This is a genomic window from Serratia sp. CY83965 (assembly GCF_052166375.1).
Taxonomy (GTDB): domain Bacteria; phylum Pseudomonadota; class Gammaproteobacteria; order Enterobacterales; family Enterobacteriaceae; genus Serratia; species Serratia marcescens.
The window spans coordinates 1035336-1051357 of the sequence record NZ_JBJNOV010000001.1; the positions used below are offsets into that span (position 1 = coordinate 1035336).

15 protein-coding genes are annotated in these 16022 nt (G+C 59.0%); 8 read left to right on the forward strand and 7 right to left on the reverse strand.

The genetic code is table 11. The annotated features are described in order from the left end of the window. Window positions 1-178 precede the first annotated feature (178 nt). Together ACJ8PL_RS05140 and mdoC are read right to left on the reverse strand one after the other, a co-directional pair. The gene (locus ACJ8PL_RS05140) at window positions 179-1195 is read right to left on the reverse strand and encodes an acyltransferase family protein (RefSeq protein WP_442530881.1); all 1017 of its coding nucleotides are present in this window, start codon (window positions 1193-1195) and stop codon (window positions 179-181) included. A 216-nt stretch (window positions 1196-1411) separates the two neighbouring features. Continuing rightward, window positions 1412-2542 (reverse strand): glucans biosynthesis protein MdoC, encoded by a 1131-nt coding sequence (mdoC, locus tag ACJ8PL_RS05145; RefSeq protein ID WP_016928225.1) that lies wholly within the window; start codon window positions 2540-2542, stop codon window positions 1412-1414. A gap of 259 nt (window positions 2543-2801) precedes the next feature. Between mdoC and mdoG the strand changes: the two genes are divergently transcribed. The 3 genes from mdoG to ACJ8PL_RS05160 all read left to right on the forward strand — a co-directional run bounded on the left by mdoG (window position 2802) and on the right by ACJ8PL_RS05160 (window position 7330). Next, complete coding sequence (gene mdoG, locus ACJ8PL_RS05150; protein ID WP_025302384.1) at window positions 2802-4370, forward strand: glucans biosynthesis protein MdoG; 1569 nt, start codon at window positions 2802-2804, stop codon at window positions 4368-4370. Beyond that, complete coding sequence (gene mdoH, locus ACJ8PL_RS05155) at window positions 4363-6921, forward strand: glucans biosynthesis glucosyltransferase MdoH (RefSeq protein WP_016928223.1); 2559 nt, start codon at window positions 4363-4365, stop codon at window positions 6919-6921. Before mdoG ends, mdoH begins: the two co-directional genes overlap by 8 nt. Before the next feature lie 163 nt (window positions 6922-7084). Further along, window positions 7085-7330 (forward strand): YceK/YidQ family lipoprotein, encoded by a 246-nt coding sequence (locus tag ACJ8PL_RS05160; protein WP_015377417.1) that lies wholly within the window; start codon window positions 7085-7087, stop codon window positions 7328-7330. A 6-nt stretch (window positions 7331-7336) separates the two neighbouring features. Here the strand turns inward: ACJ8PL_RS05160 and ACJ8PL_RS05165 are convergent, their stop codons facing one another. Beyond that, the gene (locus ACJ8PL_RS05165; protein ID WP_079451372.1) at window positions 7337-7882 is read right to left on the reverse strand and encodes a GNAT family N-acetyltransferase; all 546 of its coding nucleotides are present in this window, start codon (window positions 7880-7882) and stop codon (window positions 7337-7339) included. 33 nt (window positions 7883-7915) lie between these two features. Continuing rightward, window positions 7916-8293 carry a MysB family protein gene (locus ACJ8PL_RS05170; protein ID WP_004927872.1) on the reverse strand — a complete coding sequence of 126 codons (378 nt, stop codon included), beginning with the start codon at window positions 8291-8293 and terminating at the stop codon, window positions 7916-7918. A gap of 208 nt (window positions 8294-8501) precedes the next feature. Here ACJ8PL_RS05170 and leuA point away from each other — a divergent pair, with 208 nt between their 5' ends. Further along, a complete protein-coding gene (gene leuA / locus ACJ8PL_RS05175; RefSeq protein WP_197754706.1) occupies window positions 8502-10190 on the forward strand; it encodes a 2-isopropylmalate synthase in 1689 nt (562 codons plus the stop codon). Here leuA and ACJ8PL_RS05180 read toward each other — a convergent pair. Further along, complete coding sequence (locus tag ACJ8PL_RS05180) at window positions 10141-10941, reverse strand: AraC family transcriptional regulator (RefSeq protein WP_016928219.1); 801 nt, start codon at window positions 10939-10941, stop codon at window positions 10141-10143. The two genes, leuA and ACJ8PL_RS05180, sit on opposite strands and share 50 nt — an antisense overlap. A gap of 135 nt (window positions 10942-11076) precedes the next feature. On the opposite strand from ACJ8PL_RS05180, the gene ACJ8PL_RS05185 reads away from it, so the two are divergent. From ACJ8PL_RS05185 to ACJ8PL_RS05200, 4 genes are read left to right on the forward strand one after another with little or no spacing between them, the layout of a single operon-like run. After that, window positions 11077-11394, forward strand: a complete 318-nt coding sequence (locus ACJ8PL_RS05185; RefSeq protein WP_197788407.1) for an ArsR/SmtB family transcription factor — start codon at window positions 11077-11079, stop codon at window positions 11392-11394. Beyond that, complete coding sequence (locus ACJ8PL_RS05190) at window positions 11384-11818, forward strand: YeeE/YedE family protein (RefSeq protein WP_261459527.1); 435 nt, start codon at window positions 11384-11386, stop codon at window positions 11816-11818. Before ACJ8PL_RS05185 ends, ACJ8PL_RS05190 begins: the two co-directional genes overlap by 11 nt. 2 nt (window positions 11819-11820) lie before the next feature. Further along, window positions 11821-12249 (forward strand): DUF6691 family protein, encoded by a 429-nt coding sequence (locus ACJ8PL_RS05195; RefSeq protein WP_079451369.1) that lies wholly within the window; start codon window positions 11821-11823, stop codon window positions 12247-12249. Beyond that, the gene (locus tag ACJ8PL_RS05200) at window positions 12240-12638 is read left to right on the forward strand and encodes a VOC family protein (protein ID WP_016928215.1); all 399 of its coding nucleotides are present in this window, start codon (window positions 12240-12242) and stop codon (window positions 12636-12638) included. Before ACJ8PL_RS05195 ends, ACJ8PL_RS05200 begins: the two co-directional genes overlap by 10 nt. 50 nt (window positions 12639-12688) lie before the next feature. Here ACJ8PL_RS05200 and ACJ8PL_RS05205 read toward each other — a convergent pair whose 3' ends face one another. Beyond that, entirely contained in the window at window positions 12689-14242 is a 1554-nt protein-coding gene (locus ACJ8PL_RS05205) for a peptide MFS transporter (RefSeq protein WP_097102367.1), read from the reverse strand. Between the two features lie 475 nt (window positions 14243-14717). After that, window positions 14718-15956, reverse strand: coding sequence for a multidrug efflux MFS transporter MdtG (mdtG, locus tag ACJ8PL_RS05210; protein ID WP_049300566.1), 1239 nt, complete (start codon window positions 15954-15956; stop codon window positions 14718-14720). Window positions 15957-16022 lie beyond the last annotated feature (66 nt).

Here is a 16022-nt window from a genome sequence, read left to right on the forward strand (position 1 = left end):
CTTATGCATTGCAGTTATAACGGTTAGGTTATCTATGCAGCCGTATCACTTTGCCCTAACGGGCGACGCCAGGCTGAGCAATGTGTGCTCTGCATGGCAAGAGAGAGATGACGCAACCGATAGGTTGCGCCATCAAGTATAGCGACGGGGAGAAAACGTGAAGGCGGTTGAACCACCTTCAGGAGATTTTTTCTTTTCGCAGACGGCTATTGAAACGAGGACGCTCCAACAGAAAAGTAAGATGCAGGCGTTGTATCAGCGCATAGGCGACAACAGGGGCGATTAGCCCGAACAGCGTGCCGGCGATCGCTTGTGTTGGCCAATGGCTGATATGCATAAACTTGGTCAGTACGATGCGTAAGCCGCTGGCCGCGAGGATATGCATCAAATAGATGACCATGCTCAATTCGCCGAGTCGGCGCAGCCAGGAAAGATTTGTTTTGGCCAACAGAACCGACAGGTTGACGATCAAGAAGATGGCTTCAATCGCCAGTAATAGGGAGAAACTTCCGGTATCGGTATACAGCAAGCCTGAATAGCCGTGGAATCCCCACTGCAACGCGATAAACGCGATCAGGGAGGCCAGCAGCGAACCGAAACCCAGATGGGCGATGAGCGAAGCGTAGCGAATGGCAAAAACGCCCAGCAGGAAGAAGATCAAGAATCGGGTAATGTAATCAAAATGGAAGGCTTTGGTGAGGCTGTCTTGGTAGACATACAGCCCCGCGCTGATAACGATCAATACCGGCAGGAGATAGCGGTATGTTTCTTTTCTATACAGCAAGGTGGCCAAAATAAAGACCATGAACAAGGCATACAGGAACCAAAACTGCGCGCGCGGATGCGAAAACAGCGACAGGATATCGCCCAGGCTGGCAGGGTTATTGGTATAGCGCGACAACAGCACTTCCACCATGCCTTGCAGCAGCGACCAGATGACATAGGGATAAACGATGGTGTCTATCTTGCTGATCACAAAGCGTGTTTTTCCCTTTTTATCCAAGGACTGCGTAAAAAACAGGCCGGAAAGGAAGAAAAACAGTGGCATATGAAAACTGTAGAGGATGCTGTCTGTCAGTAGATAGGATGAACCGGAAAGCTGAATGCCCGCGCTGTATAGACCCCGATTGACGTGGCCAAAAACCACGAGAATGATGCCGATTCCCTTGGCATAATCGACCCATGCTTCTCTCATATGTGTACCTAGCCCAGAAAGTAACGCAACTGATTTATAAGTATGAATAATGAGCGTAACAGGCAGTTGCCGTTTTGCAATGTATCCCGGGGATTAGGATTAATATTAGGAAAATGCTCAGGGCAGCTATCGCTGCGCCGAGGTAGTGAGGCGCTTTATCATTGGTGAGGTTAATTTCTGGATGATAAATCATCACCCAGAAATGGGGTGGGAAGCCTATTGCGGCTTGCCGGAGAACAGGAAGCGCAGCACCGGAATGCGCTTGTGCAGTTCATATAGCGCGAAGGCCAGAGAGAACACAAACAGCAGGCCCAGCAAGAATCCCAACAGGTTGTTGCCGATATACGGCGTCACGAAAGCGCCATATATCAGGGTCAACGGATGGTGCACCAGATATATAAACAGCGAGGCGTTGACCAGATAGGTGATGCGCGGCGAGTGATAATTCAGCAGGTTATGCCCGAAAGAGAACACTACGTTGGTCATCAGGATCCCCATTAGGGTTTTGATCACCACTTCTAGCTCGAACATATAGCTGCTGTGCGCCAACATCTTTTGGTTCAGCATATATGCGATAAACAGCAGCAGCGAACCGAGCAGCGCCAGCGGCGAGCGGCGCAGAAAAATCTCCTTAAGCCACACGTACTTAAACGCATAGGCGCCGAGGAGGAAGAACGGCAGGTAGAACATCGTCTCCATCACCACGAAATTGAACAGGCCGTTGGATAATAGCTGCGGGGCGAAAATTAAAATAATACGGTGCGCGGCCGAATAGCATACCGCATAAATAAAGAAATACAGTGAGATGTTTCCTAATCCGCGCATTCTGTTTATTAAAGTTGGAATATGTTCACGGGGTTGACGCTTGATTTTACGGAACAGATAAAAACAGGCGCAGGTTAACAATGACAGCGTCAATAAGAACCACAGATGAGAAACCAATTCCCAAACTGTTACATTTATTTTCTGATAGAGAGAAAATTCATCCCAGCCGTTTAATTTATCGGTGAAATATTTCAGCATGAAAAACTGCGGCACCGTGATCAGCGGGATGGAGCTCAACAGCGGGATCGCCACCCGCTCCAGCCTGACCTTCAGCCACTGGTGGCGCTCGTAGCGCTCATAAAGCATGTAGGAGAAGTAGCCGGATATCACGAAGAACACCTGCATGCGGAAGGCGTGGATAAAGTCGTTCAGCACCGTGAGCGAGAAGGAGGGCGACGCGCTGTTCACCGCCCAGGCGTGGCTGGAATAAATCAGGGAGAGGTGAAACGGAATGCCGAGCAACATCAAATAGGCTCTGATGGAGTCGAGGAAAAACTCGCGCTGTTTGCTGCCTTTAGTCATAGATTACCGCTGGTGATTTAATCGAGAGTTCATTAACACGCTTAATAAGTCGTCAAACGTTAAATTGTTATCCGGAACCCTACTATAGCCCCCCGCATTTTTCCATAGCGTCTTGTTGCGCGGCTTGCTACGCTGGTGTTCCATCAGCTGCTTAAACAATGAGCCGTAAACATGAACCATCCATTTATCATGTTGTCGGAAAGCTGAGTAATCCATTAATATGGATTTAAATGATTTGAGCACACGAATAGGGGGGGATGTGCTAGTTAATATATTATCCGGACAACCACGCGCCGCGAGCGTTCGTTGGTTAGGTGCGACCGTATTGTTCACGCTGTTCAGTTCGCCGGCTTGGGCCTTTTCTATTGATGATGTCGCCAAGCAGGCGCAGGATCTGGCGGCGAAAGGTTTCGAAGCCCCGAAGAGCAACCTTCCTTCTCAGTTCCGCGAGATGAAGTTCGCAGACTATCAGCAGATTCAGTTCAATCACGATAAAGCCTATTGGAGCAAGCTGAAAACCCCTTTCAAGCTTGAGTTTTATCATCAGGGGATGTACTTCGACACGCCGGTGAAAATCAACGAAGTCACCTCCACCAGCGTAAAACAGATCAAGTACAGCCCGGATTACTTCAACTTCGGTTCGGTCAAACACGACCCTGAATCGGTGAAAAATCTCGGTTTTGCCGGCTTCAAGGTGCTCTACCCGATCAACAGCGCCGACAAAAACGATGAGATCATGAGCCTGCTGGGCGCGAGCTATTTCCGCGTGGTGGGTAAAGGGCAGGTTTACGGGCTTTCCGCTCGCGGCCTGGCTATCGATACCGCTTTGCCGTCCGGCGAAGAGTTCCCGCGTTTCCGCGAATTCTGGGTTGAACGTCCGAAGCAGGGCGACAAGCACCTGGTGATCTATGCGCTGCTGGATTCCCCGCGCGCCACCGGCGCTTACCGTTTTACGGTGATCCCGGGCCGCGACACCACCGTGGACGTCGAGTCCAAAGTGTTCCTGCGCGACAAGGTGGGCAAACTGGGCTTGGCGCCGTTGACCAGCATGTACCTGTTCGGGCCGAACCAGCCGTCGCCGACGCTGAACTACCGCCCGGCGTTGCACGATTCCAACGGTCTGTCTATCCATGCCGGCAACGGCGAGTGGATCTGGCGTCCGCTGAACAATCCTAAACACCTGTCCGTCAGCACCTATACCGTCGAGAATCCGAAAGGCTTCGGTCTGCTGCAGCGCGGTCGCAACTTCAAAGAATATGAAGATCTGGACGATCGTTACGATCTGCGTCCGAGCGCCTGGATCGAACCGAAGGGCGACTGGGGCAAAGGCAAGGTCGAGCTGGTGGAGATCCCGACGGCGGATGAAACCAACGACAACATCGTCGCGTTCTGGACGCCGGATACCTTGCCGGAGGCCAAAAAGCCGCTGACGCTGAGCTACCGTTTGAACTTCACCCGCGATGAAGACAAACTGCATTCGCAAGATATCGCCTATGTGGCTCGTACCATGCGCTCGACCGGCGACGTGAAGCAGTCCAACCTGATTCGCGAGCCAGACGGCAGCGTGGCCTTCCTGGTCGACTTCGTTGGCCCGGTGCTGAAAGGGCTGGATGCCAATACTCCGGTCGCCTCTCAGATCAGCATCGGCGACAACGGTGAGATGGTAGAAAACAACGTCCGCTATAACCCAGTGACCAAAGGCTGGCGCCTGACGGTGCGTCTGAAAGTGAAAGACGACAAGAAGCCGGTAGAAATGCGTGCGGCACTGGTCAATGGCGATAAGACTCTGTCGGAAACCTGGAGCTATCAGCTACCTGCCAATGAATAAGCCTACTCAACCCGCCCAGGATTATCTTGCGGCGCTGCCTCTGACCGCCGAGCGGTCGGAGGCGCTCAACCCTCAAACGGCGGATGACGCTCAGGCACTGGAGGCGCTCCATCGGCAGATGGGCGCCGCTGACGCCAACGTCAATAGCCTGTCGGCGGATGACGTGGCGTTGGCCTCGGTCAAACCGCGTATTGAAAACGCCTGGCCGGATGCGGTCAGCGATGACGACTTCGACACCGACGCCGAAGGGCGCGCCATTCTGAAGGCGACGCCGCCGATCAAACGGACCACCATGTTCCCGGAAGCCTGGCGCACCAACCCGGTGGCGCGCTTCTGGGATTCTCTGCTGGGGCGTTCGCCGCACAATCGGCACGCCACCAAAGAGGAGGCCGAGGCTGAAAACCGCTGGCGTACCGTCGGCTCCATGCGCCGCTATGTGCTGCTGGTGCTGATGCTGGTGCAAACCGGCATCGCTACCTGGTATATGAAAACCATCTTGCCTTATCAGGGCTGGGCGCTGATCGATCCTATCGCCATGCTGGATCAGGATCTGATGCAGTCGGTGCTGCAGCTGCTGCCGTATGTGCTGCAAACCGGCATTCTGATCCTGTTCGCCGTGCTGTTCTGCTGGGTCTCGGCCGGTTTTTGGACCGCGCTGATGGGCTTCCTGCAGCTGCTGATCGGCAAGGACAAATACAGCATTTCCTCCACCATCAAGGGCGATGAGCCGATCAACCCGGCGCACCGCACTGCGCTGATCATGCCGATCTGCAACGAAGACGTCGAACGCGTGTTCGCCGGCCTGCGTGCGACCTATGAGTCCGTCGCCGCGACCGGTCAGTTGGAACACTTCGATATCTACGTGCTGAGCGACAGCTACGATCCGGACATCTGCGTGGCCGAGCAAAAGGCGTGGATGGAGCTGTGCCGCGATGTCGATGGCCACGGCCGCATTTTCTATCGCCGCCGCCGTCGCCGCGTAAAACGCAAGAGCGGCAACATCGACGACTTCTGCCGTCGCTGGGGCGGTGAGTACAGCTACATGGTGATCCTGGATGCCGACAGCGTGATGAGCGGCGAATGCCTCACCGGGCTGGTGCGTCTGATGGAAGCCAACCCGAACGCCGGCATCATCCAGTCGGCGCCGAAGGCGTCCGGTATGGATACCCTGTATGCGCGCGTGCAGCAGTTCGCCACCCGCGTTTACGGGCCGTTGTTCACCGCCGGCCTGCATTTCTGGCAGCTGGGCGAGTCGCACTACTGGGGGCACAACGCTATCATCCGCGTGAAGCCGTTTATCGAGCACTGTGCGCTGGCGCCGCTGCCGGGCGAGGGCTCTTTCGCCGGGTCTATCCTGTCGCACGACTTCGTTGAAGCGGCGCTGATGCGCCGCGCCGGCTGGGGCGTGTGGATCGCTTACGATCTGCCGGGCAGTTATGAAGAGCTGCCGCCAAACCTGCTGGACGAGCTGAAGCGCGACCGTCGCTGGTGTCACGGCAACCTGATGAACTTCCGCCTGTTCCTGGTGAAAGGCATGCACCCGGTGCACCGCGCGGTGTTCCTGACCGGTGTCATGTCCTACCTGTCGGCGCCACTGTGGTTTATGTTCCTGGCGCTCTCCACCGCATTGCAGGTGGTGCATACGCTGATGGAGCCGCAATACTTCCTGCAGCCACGGCAGCTGTTCCCGGTCTGGCCGCAGTGGCGGCCCGAGCTGGCGATAGCGCTGTTCTCCACCACGCTGGTGCTGCTGTTCCTGCCGAAGTTGCTCAGTATTGTGCTGATCTGGGCCAAGGGCGCGAAAGAGTACGGCGGGGCGTTCCGTCTGTTCATTTCGATGCTGATGGAAATGCTGTTCTCGGTGCTGCTGGCGCCGGTGCGCATGCTGTTCCATACCGTATTCGTGGTGAGCGCCTTCCTCGGTTGGGAAGTGGTGTGGAATTCGCCGCAGCGTGACGATGACGATACGCCGTGGGGCGAAGCGTTCCGCCGCCATGGCTCGCAGATGTTGCTGGGCCTGGTGTGGGCCGGCGGCATGGCGTGGCTGGATCTGCGCTTCCTGTGGTGGTTGGCGCCGATCGTGTTTTCGTTGATCCTGTCGCCGTTCGTGTCGGTGCTGTCGAGCCGCGCAACGCTGGGCATGAAAAGCAAACGCGCCAAGCTGTTCCTGATCCCGGAAGAGTACAATCCGCCGCGTGAGCTGCTGGCGACGGAAGAATATCTGCATCTCAACCGTAACCGCGCGCTGACCAACGGCTTTATGCATGCGGTGGTCAACCCATCCTTCAACGCGCTGGCGACGGCGTTGGCGACGGCGCGTCACCATCTGCGCGCGACGCTCGATCGCAACCGTGAGGAGCGGGTGAACGAAGCGCTGCAGTTGGGACCTGAGAAGCTGGTGAAGGGCAAACGTCTGGAGCTGCTGAGCGATCCGGTCACGCTGGCTCGTTTGCATCAGCGCGTCTGGCTGTTGCCGGAAGGCGCCGCCTGGCGTGAGCACTATCAGCAGTTGCCGCACAACCCGCTGGCGCACCCTACGGGCCGGCGTTAATCGCTTAACGGCAACGCTCAGATGGGGAATGCGCATGGCGCATTCCCCGTTTTTTTTACCTTTTGCTTACGTGCGCCGACGCCGGTGGAGAACGGGAACTGTGATAGACTGCGGCCGATGCGTTGTTCACTCGCGAAACAACCCCTTGCTCAGAGTCAATGTCGTGAAGCTCTCTTCCTACCTTCGGCTGGCCTGCGTGGCGGCCGGTGTGATGGCACTCACCGGCTGCGGCAGCATTATCAGCCGCACCGTGCCCGGCGCCGGGCATGGTCACCAGTATTATCCCGGCGTGCAGTGGGATCTGCGCGATACGCCCTGGCGCTATGTCACGGTGATAGACGTGCCGCTGTCGATGGTGGTGGACACCTTTATGCTGCCGTTTGATGCGCAGCATGGCCCCTACGAGTAATTTCGTTCAGCGGGTGGCGAACACCACCAGCTGATAGCCTTTCTGCCCGCAATGGAAAGGCGCCAGCGCCGTCATCCCCAGCCCTTGCACGTGAGCGGCCAACGAATGCGGATTGTCGTCGTCGATAAACAACGCGCCCACGTCGTAATCATCGCGGGTGTGCGCTTTGACCGCGGCGTAGAGGCGCTTCAGCACGCCTTTGCCGCGCCAGGCGGCGGCGAGGCAAACGGGGCCGTAGAGAAACACCCGCTGCTCACTCAGCGGCCGTCCGGCGAAGGACTGCGTGGCGAGCGTCGCCAGCATCGCATCCACCACCGGCGGCCGCGGTTGCGCGTCGGCGGGCATCAGGCAAACAAACCCCGCCAGTTGGTTCTCCTGTTCGGCCACCCATATGCCGATGCCGCGGTTGATCGTCGCCAGCTGCGCCTCATTCATGCGCGATACGATAAATCCCTGCCGTTTTTGGCTCTCGTCGAGCGCTTCCGGCACGTTTTCCCCCTGTAGCTGCAAAATGGCGGGGTAGTCGGTAGGGCGGGCCCGGCGAATAATCATGCGGCCTCCTTGGCGATGAAAGCGCGGCGCGGGTTAACGTTCATCCCACTCATCGGCTGCGGCCTGGCCTTCTTCGGTATCCAGCGGCGGTTCGAGCTGAAAGTCGCCTTCTTCCCATTCGTACAGGGTGTTTTCATCTATCCACTCGGCGGTAATTTCCACCTCGTCGTAGTCACCGTCGAAGATCGCCTGCGCCGCCGCACCGCTGCGCAGCGTCAGGCATTCCACCGCCTCTCCTTCTTCTTCGAAGAACTCCGCCTGCCACATCGTGTCGCCATCCTGCATCACGTACTTTTGCAGATTGAACTGCTGGGGCACCGGCGGCTCGTCACCGCTGCCGCCTTCGGCGGTGTCGATAAACTCTTCGCGTGCGGCCTCGATGGCTTCTTCCAGGGTTGCATACAGGCTCATGTTCGCCTCCGTTGACAATGAGAGTAAAGCGTCCGGCGCACTGCCGGTGCGGTGGGGGAAACGTCAAAACTAATTGTTGTCTCACTGGCGCAGGATGCAAATTTTTTTGTTGTCCGCTTTGCGACGATGGTTGTCCTCAAAGCGGGAGAAGAGGAGGCGATGGCGGGAAATAATGACGCATCGTTCACTCTGGCGTCAGGAGAAGCCCATGTTAATCGACCCTTCAAGCAAATACCGACCGTTCCCGCCGGTGGCGTTGCCGGACCGCCAATGGCCTGCGCGTACGCTGAGGCAGGCGCCGCGCTGGTGCTCCAGCGATCTGCGCGACGGCAACCAGGCGCTGGCGGAGCCGATGGATAACGCGCGCAAGCGCGAATTCTATCAATTGTTGTTGCAGTGCGGTTTCAAGGAGATCGAGGTGGCTTTCCCTTCGGCGTCGCAAACGGATTTCGACTTTGTACGCGCGCTGATCGACGAGCGGCTGATCCCGGACGACGTCACGATCCAGGTGCTGACGCAGTCGCGCGACGATCTGATCGATCGCACCTTCGAGGCGCTGCAGGGGGCGCCGCGGGCTATCGTGCATCTGTATAACGCCACGGCGCCGATGTTTCGCGATATCGTGTTCCGCCAGGATAAGGCCGCCACCGTGGCGCTGGCGGTGAACGGCGCGCGGCGCATCCGCCGGCAGTGCGAGGCACAGCCCGATACCGCCTGGTGCTTCGAGTATTCGCCGGAAACCTTCTGTTTTACTGAGTTAGAGTTCGCGCTGGAGATCTGCGAAGCGGTGGCGGAGGTTTGGCAGCCGGGGCCGCAGCGGCCGATGATCATCAACCTGCCGGCGACGGTGGAAGTGAGCACGCCCAACGTGTATGCCGATCAGATCGAATGGTTTTGCCGGCACTTCAGCCGTCGCGCCGATGTGGCGATCAGCGTGCATCCGCATAACGATCGCGGCACCGGCGTGGCCTGTGCGGAGCTGGCCTTGCTGGCCGGCGCCGATCGGGTCGAAGGCTGCCTGTTCGGCAACGGAGAGCGCACCGGCAACGTCGATCTGGTCACGCTGGCGTTGAATCTCTATACCCAGGGCGTGGCGCCGGGTCTGGACTTCAGCCGCCTGAAGCAGGTGGTGGAGGTGGTGGAGCAGTGCAATCAGCTGCCGGTGCATCCTCGCCATCCTTATGCCGGCGAGTTGGTGTTTACCGCCTTTTCCGGTTCGCATCAGGATGCGATCAAGAAAGGTTTCGCCGCGCAACGGCAGCGGCAAGATGACCGCTGGCAGGTGCCATACCTGCCGCTCGATCCCGCCGATGTCGGTTGCAGCTATGAAGCGGTGATCCGGGTCAACAGCCAGTCCGGCAAAAGCGGCGCCGCCTGGTTGTTGGAACAGAATCATGGGTTGGCGTTGCCGCGCGGTTTGCAGATTGATTTCAGCCAAGTGGTGCAGCGCGCGACCGACGGCAGCGGCAAAGAAATGAGCGGCGCGCAGCTGTGGCGTTTATTCCGCGATACTTACGGGCTGGTGGAGCAGCCGCGTTTGCAGCTGTTAAGCTACCAAACGGAAAGCCATGGGGTAGAGGCCTACAGCTTCAACGCGCGAGTTGCCTGCGAGGGAGAGCCACTGCGCCTGCAGGGGGCCGGCAACGGTCTGCTTTCCAGCGCGGTGGATGCGCTGCGTCAGCGCTTCGGCTTGTCGCTGGCGATCGAGGATTATCACGAGCATACGTTGGGACATCAGAGCGATAGCCGAGCGGTGGCCTATATTCGCTGTACGCTGCCGCAAGGTGAGGCGACTTACGGCGTTGGCATCGACGCCGACTCCGCCAGCGCCTCGCTGCAGGCGCTGTTCAACGTCGCCGGGCGCTATCTGGCGCCAACGTCGGCGCAGTCCGGCTGAAATAGTCGCTGGGCGCTACTCCCAGCAGCCGGCGGAACATGGCGCTGAACGCGCTGGGGCTGTCATAGCCGAGATCCAGCGCCACTTCCAACACCGAGCGGCCGGTCGCCAGCGCGTTTAATGCCGCCAGCAAACGGGCGCGTCGCACCCAATCGCTAAAATGCAGCCCGGTTTCTCGCTGGAAGCGCCGCGACAGAGTGCGTCCGCTGACGCTGAGATGAGCGGCAGCCTGTTCCAGCGTCCAGGGTTGCGCCAGCGTGGCCTGGATATGGCGGCACAGGGCGAGCAGCGAGGCTTCGCGAGGTTCCGGCAGGTGCAGCGGCAGAATCGGCAGCATTCGCAACTCATCCAGAATCAGTTCCATCACGCGCTCATCGCGCCCGCCGCTTGGATAGCCGGGCGCAATTTCCATCGCACAGATAATCAACTCGCGCAGCAGCGGGGAAACCTGCACTACCTGGCATTGGGCCGGCAGATCGGCGCGCGCCAACGGATCGACGAACAACGTCCTGGCGGCCACCTGGCCGGTGATACGCAGGCTGTGCACCACTTTCGCCGGCACCCAGACGCCGCGGCCGGGCGGCACCACCCAACTGCCGAGCCGGGTCGTGACCTGCACCACGCCGCTCAGGCTGTGAATCAGCTGCGCGCAGTTATGGTAGTGGTCCGGCTCGCTGTCGCCGTGGCGATAATCTCTGGCTAATGGCCGTACAGGCCGATCGGGCGGCAGAACGTCGTGAAACAACAGCATCGTAAGCAGGCTCCGCGCGGCAAAAGGGGGAAGACAGCATGCCATGCGGCGTTGTTTCACACCAGTCTGTGGCGCGGCACGGTAAAATGGTTTATAAAATTATATTATATAATTTTATAAACTGATGGAGAGGCAATGGATATTGATGCGATGCGCAAGGCGGCGGCGCAGGCCGGTGCGATGCTGCGTACCTTGGGCAACGAAGATCGGCTGCTGTTACTGTGCAGGCTCAGTCAGGGCGAGATGGCGGTGAGCGAGCTGGCGCAGGCGCTGGATATCCGCCAGCCGACGCTGTCCCAACAGCTTGGCGTGCTGCGCGAGGAGGGGTTGGTCTCCACCCGGCGAGCCGGCAAGCAGATTTACTATGCGGTGGCCGATGCCAAAGTGCTGGCGCTGCTCACGACCCTGTATCAACTGTATTGCCCACAGCCGGAGAACCGCGATGACCATTGACTGGCAGCACTTCACGCCGTATTCCGCGTTGGCGGGCGGGGCCATTATCGGCGGCGCGGTAGCGCTGCTGCTGCTGTTCAATGGCCGGATCGCCGGTATCAGCGGCATTACCGGCGGTTTATTGAGCGCGGGCGGCCGGGAGGGGGGCTGGCGCGCCGCATTTATTGGCGGGTTGCTGCTCTCTCCCTGGCTGTATGCTGCCGCTGCGGCGTTGCCGCCCGGTGAGATCTCGGTTGGCAACGGCTGGCTGGCGGCCGCAGGGCTGTTGGTGGGCTTGGGCACTCGATTGGGCAGCGGTTGCACCAGCGGGCACGGTGTGTGCGGCGTCGCGCGGTTGGCGCCGCGTTCACTGGCCGCCACGGCGGTGTTTATGCTGCTGGGCTTTATGACCGTGTGGCTGATGCGCCACACGTTGGGAGGTTGAAAATGCTTAAAACGCTGTTGGCGCTGCTGAGCGGCGTGATTTTCGGTCTGGGGTTAATTATCGCCGGCATGGCCAATCCGGCCAAGGTGTTGGCGTTTCTCGACGTTACCGGCATGTGGGATCCCTCGCTGGCGTTGGTGATGGCAGGGGCGATCGCGGTGGCAGCGCCGGCCTTCCTGTGGGCGCGGCGACGCGAGCGGAGCCTGTTGGGCGAGCCGCTGCAGATCCCGGCCGCCGGGCGTGTGGATCGCCGTTTGCTGGCCGGCAGCGCGCTGTTCGGCATCGGCTGGGGTATCGCAGGCATTTGCCCCGGCCCGGCCTGGGTGTTGGCCGGGGTGGCGATAGGCCGGGTATGGCCGTTCCTGCTGGCGATGCTGGCGGGCATGGCGCTGTATGACATTATCATGAGACGGAGGCGTACATGTCGATAGCCAAAGCGGTGTTGCGCATCGGGCGCCCCACCGATCGGTTGCAGGAAATTGCCGCGTTGTATTGCCGCGGGCTGGGTTTCGAAAAACTGGGCGAGTTTGTCGATCATCAGGGGTTCGATGGCATGATGATTGGGCATCCGCAGCATGCCTACCATCTGGAGTTCACGCAGCACCGCGGGGTACGGGTCGGGCAGGCGCCGACGCAGGATCATCTGCTGGTATTTTATCTGCCGGATGAGAACGAATGGCGGGCCGCGTGTGAGCGGATGCGGGCGGCGGGGTTCTTGGCGGTCGCCGCCTATAATCCCTATTGGGATCGCGCGGGGCAAACCTTTGAAGATCCTGACGGCTACCGGGTGGTCTTACAACATCAGGCCTGGCAAGCATAAAAAAACCGGCGCATCGAGCGCCGGTTTGCGAGAGAAAAACGGGTTATCCGTCAGACGTTGGTCGCCGGTTTTTGCGCGCTCTTGGACTGGGTATTTTCCAGCATGCGGCGAATCGGCACGATCAGCACGATAAGCACGGCGGCGCAGATCAGCAACGCGACTGAACAGCGAGCGAACAGATTCGGCAGCATATCCAGTTGGTCGGCCTTGACGTGGCCGCCGATCAGACCGGCCGCCAGGTTGCCCAGCGCACTGGCGCAGAACCACAGCCCCATCATTTGGCCGCGCATTCTCTCCGGCGCCAGCAGCGTCATGGTGGCCAGCCCGATCGGGCTCAGGCACAGCTCACCCAGCGTCAGCATCAGGATACTGCCCACCAGCCACATCGGCGATACGCCGGCGCCGCCGTTGCTCAGCACATTCTGCGCGGCCAACATCATCAGGCCGAAACCGCCGGCGGCGCACAGGATACCGATCACGAACTTGGTGATGCTGCTCGGACGCACGTTATTGCGTGCCAGCGCAGGCCAGGCCCAGCTGAACACTGGCGCCAGCAGGATGATGAACAGGGCGTTGATCGACTGGAACCACACCGCCGGGATCTCGAAGTCGCCGATCATGCGATTGGTGTAATCGTTGGCGAACAGGTTGAACGAGGTCGGTTTCTGTTCAAACGCCGACCAGAAGAACGCAGCGGAGATCAGCAGGATGAAGCACACCAGCAGGCGCGCACGCTCTTTGCGGCTCAGGCCGGCAAAGGCGAACAGATAGATGAAGTACAGGGTGACCGACGCGGCGATGACGTATACCAGCACGCTGGCCACCTCGACCGGATTGATGACGATGGTGCCCTGAGCGATCAGCACGATGACCGCCACCAGGATGGCCGCCAGCGCCAGCAACCAGACGCCGACGCCTTCTTTCTTCGCGACCGGGCTGTTCCAGGTGGAGTCCAGGCCCACTTCGTGGTCATAACGTTTCATCGCCGGTACGGCGAATACCCGGAAGATCACCAGCGCCACCAGCATCCCGATACCGCCGATGCCGAAGCCCCAGTGCCAGCCGTGTGACTTGATCAACCAGCCGGAGATCAGCGGGGCAATGAACGAGCCGATGTTGATGCCCATGTAGAACAGCGAGAAACCGCCGTCACGACGCGCATCGCCTTTTTTGTACAGCGTACCGACCATCACCGAGATACAGGTTTTGAACAGGCCGGAACCGAGCACGATGAACATCAGGCCGATGAAGAACAGGTTGGTGCCCATCACCGCGGACAGGGCGATCGACAGGTGGCCGAGCGCGATCAGGATCGAACCGTACCAGACGGCCTTGCGTTGGCCGAGCCAGTTGTCCGCCAACCAGCCGCCCGGCAGTGCCGCCAGGTACATGCTACCGGCGAAGATGCCGACGATCGCCGACGCGTTCTCGCGCGCGAGACCCAGACCGCCATCGTACACGGTGGCGGCCATAAACAGGATCAGCAGCGGACGGATGCCGTAGAACGAGAAACGCTCCCACATTTCGGTGAAGAACAGAGAACCCAGCGGATAGGGATGGCCGAAGAAGGTCCGGCTTTCTGACTTATTGACAGAGGATTGCATAACGATTTCCCAATAAAAGGCGCTGCAAGGCTGCAGCCCGTACTGTGGTATGTATGTGTATTTAATGAAGGCGATCCGCCCAATGCGGATTACCCGACAAACACCGCGGCTGCAACGCTGATAAACCGTGGAAAGCGTGCTGACCTTTTCTTCACTTGGCCGATGTTTCACATCTGGCGTGATATTATTTAACCATTTGATAACTGGTCGTTGGTTTTGTCTAGTACCTGTATCCCATTTTTTAGACGAAAAGTCGACAAGCATCTCCTTTTCTGGTTTTTCTGTTGGTTATGACAGGAATATGATTGACAGCGGGTTTTATGTGCTGAAAGTTATTTTTTTGTTGATAAACAAAATGTTGAGATAAGAAAGTTCTGGGTGGGACGAAAATTCGCCGGCCCGAAGGAGGCATTATTAAAAGTGGGGGAAATGCGCCGTTGATCCGGCCAACGGAGGAAGCTGGCGATAAATGCAGCTATTGTTCTTCCTGCAGCGTGTCTTCCCGCAAATAGCCCGGCCGCCGCCGCAGACACCACCAGGAATACCCCGCGTTGAACAGCACCACTAAAGCGGTGACGGCGAAGACCGCGCGAAAACCGTAACCGGCGGAGACTGCGGCGCCGAGCAGCGGACCGCTGACGTTGCCGACGTCGCGGAACGACTGGTTATAGCTGAAAATACGGCCGGCCACCTGATTGGTGCAGTTATAAATTAACAACGTCTGTACCGCCGGCAGCAACGCGCCGTCGGCCGCCCCCAGCAGAAAACGCAGCACCCCGAGCTGCCACGGCGTTTGCACGAACGCCATCGGGATCAGCAATAGCACCGAGACGATCAGCATGAATACCAGTATGCGTTCCGGGCCGATGCGATCGCCCAGCTTGCCCAGCCGTGGGGCGCTCATCAACGCCGCGACGCCGGGCACCGAGGCGATAAGCCCGCTGATAAACGCCAGATTGTGGGTGGCGCCGGCCAAATCGCGCACATACAGCGTCAGGATCGGCGCGATCGAGCCGGTGGCGATCTGGATGATCATGGTGGTGACGAACAGGCTGAGCACCAGCTTCGGGTTTTTCAGCGAAGCGAACACCTGTTTTGCATGCAACATGTCGCGCTTTTGCACCGGGGTGAATTGTTCTTTGACATACAGCAACGTCAGCACGAAGCAGACGAACAGCACCGCGGCGGTGATATAAAACACCGGGCGCAGGCCGTATAAATCGGCCAGCAGCCCCCCGATCAGCGGGCCGACCAGCGCGCCGCCGACGCCGCCGGTAGACAGGGTGCCGAGCGCCCAGCCGCTGCGGTTGCGCGGCACCTGGGTGGCGATCAGCGCGTTGGCGTTGGGAATGAACCCGCCGAGCAGCCCCAGCACCGCACGCAGCGCGAGAAACTGCCAGACCGTTTGCGCCATGCCCATCAGCGCCATGACGATCGCCATACCGAGCGCCGAACGCAGCAGCATCAGTTTGCGGCCGCGTCGGTCGGCCAGGGCGCCCCAGAACGGCGCGGCGATAGCGGAAAACAGGAAGGTAATGCTGAACAGCAGACCGGACCACATGTTGAGCGCCTGATGGCCGGTTACGCCCAGCGTCTCTACGTACAGCGGCAGAAACGGCATCACCAGGCTGAAGGCGGCGCCGGTGAGAAAGCATCCCAGCCAGGCGACGAAAAGGTTGCGTTTCCAGTTAACGGGTTCTGCTGCCGAAGCCATAAATGTCCATTGCCGAAAGGTGACGCGTTTTGCCGGTGGCAAAGATGAAGGGGCAAAACGTGAAAA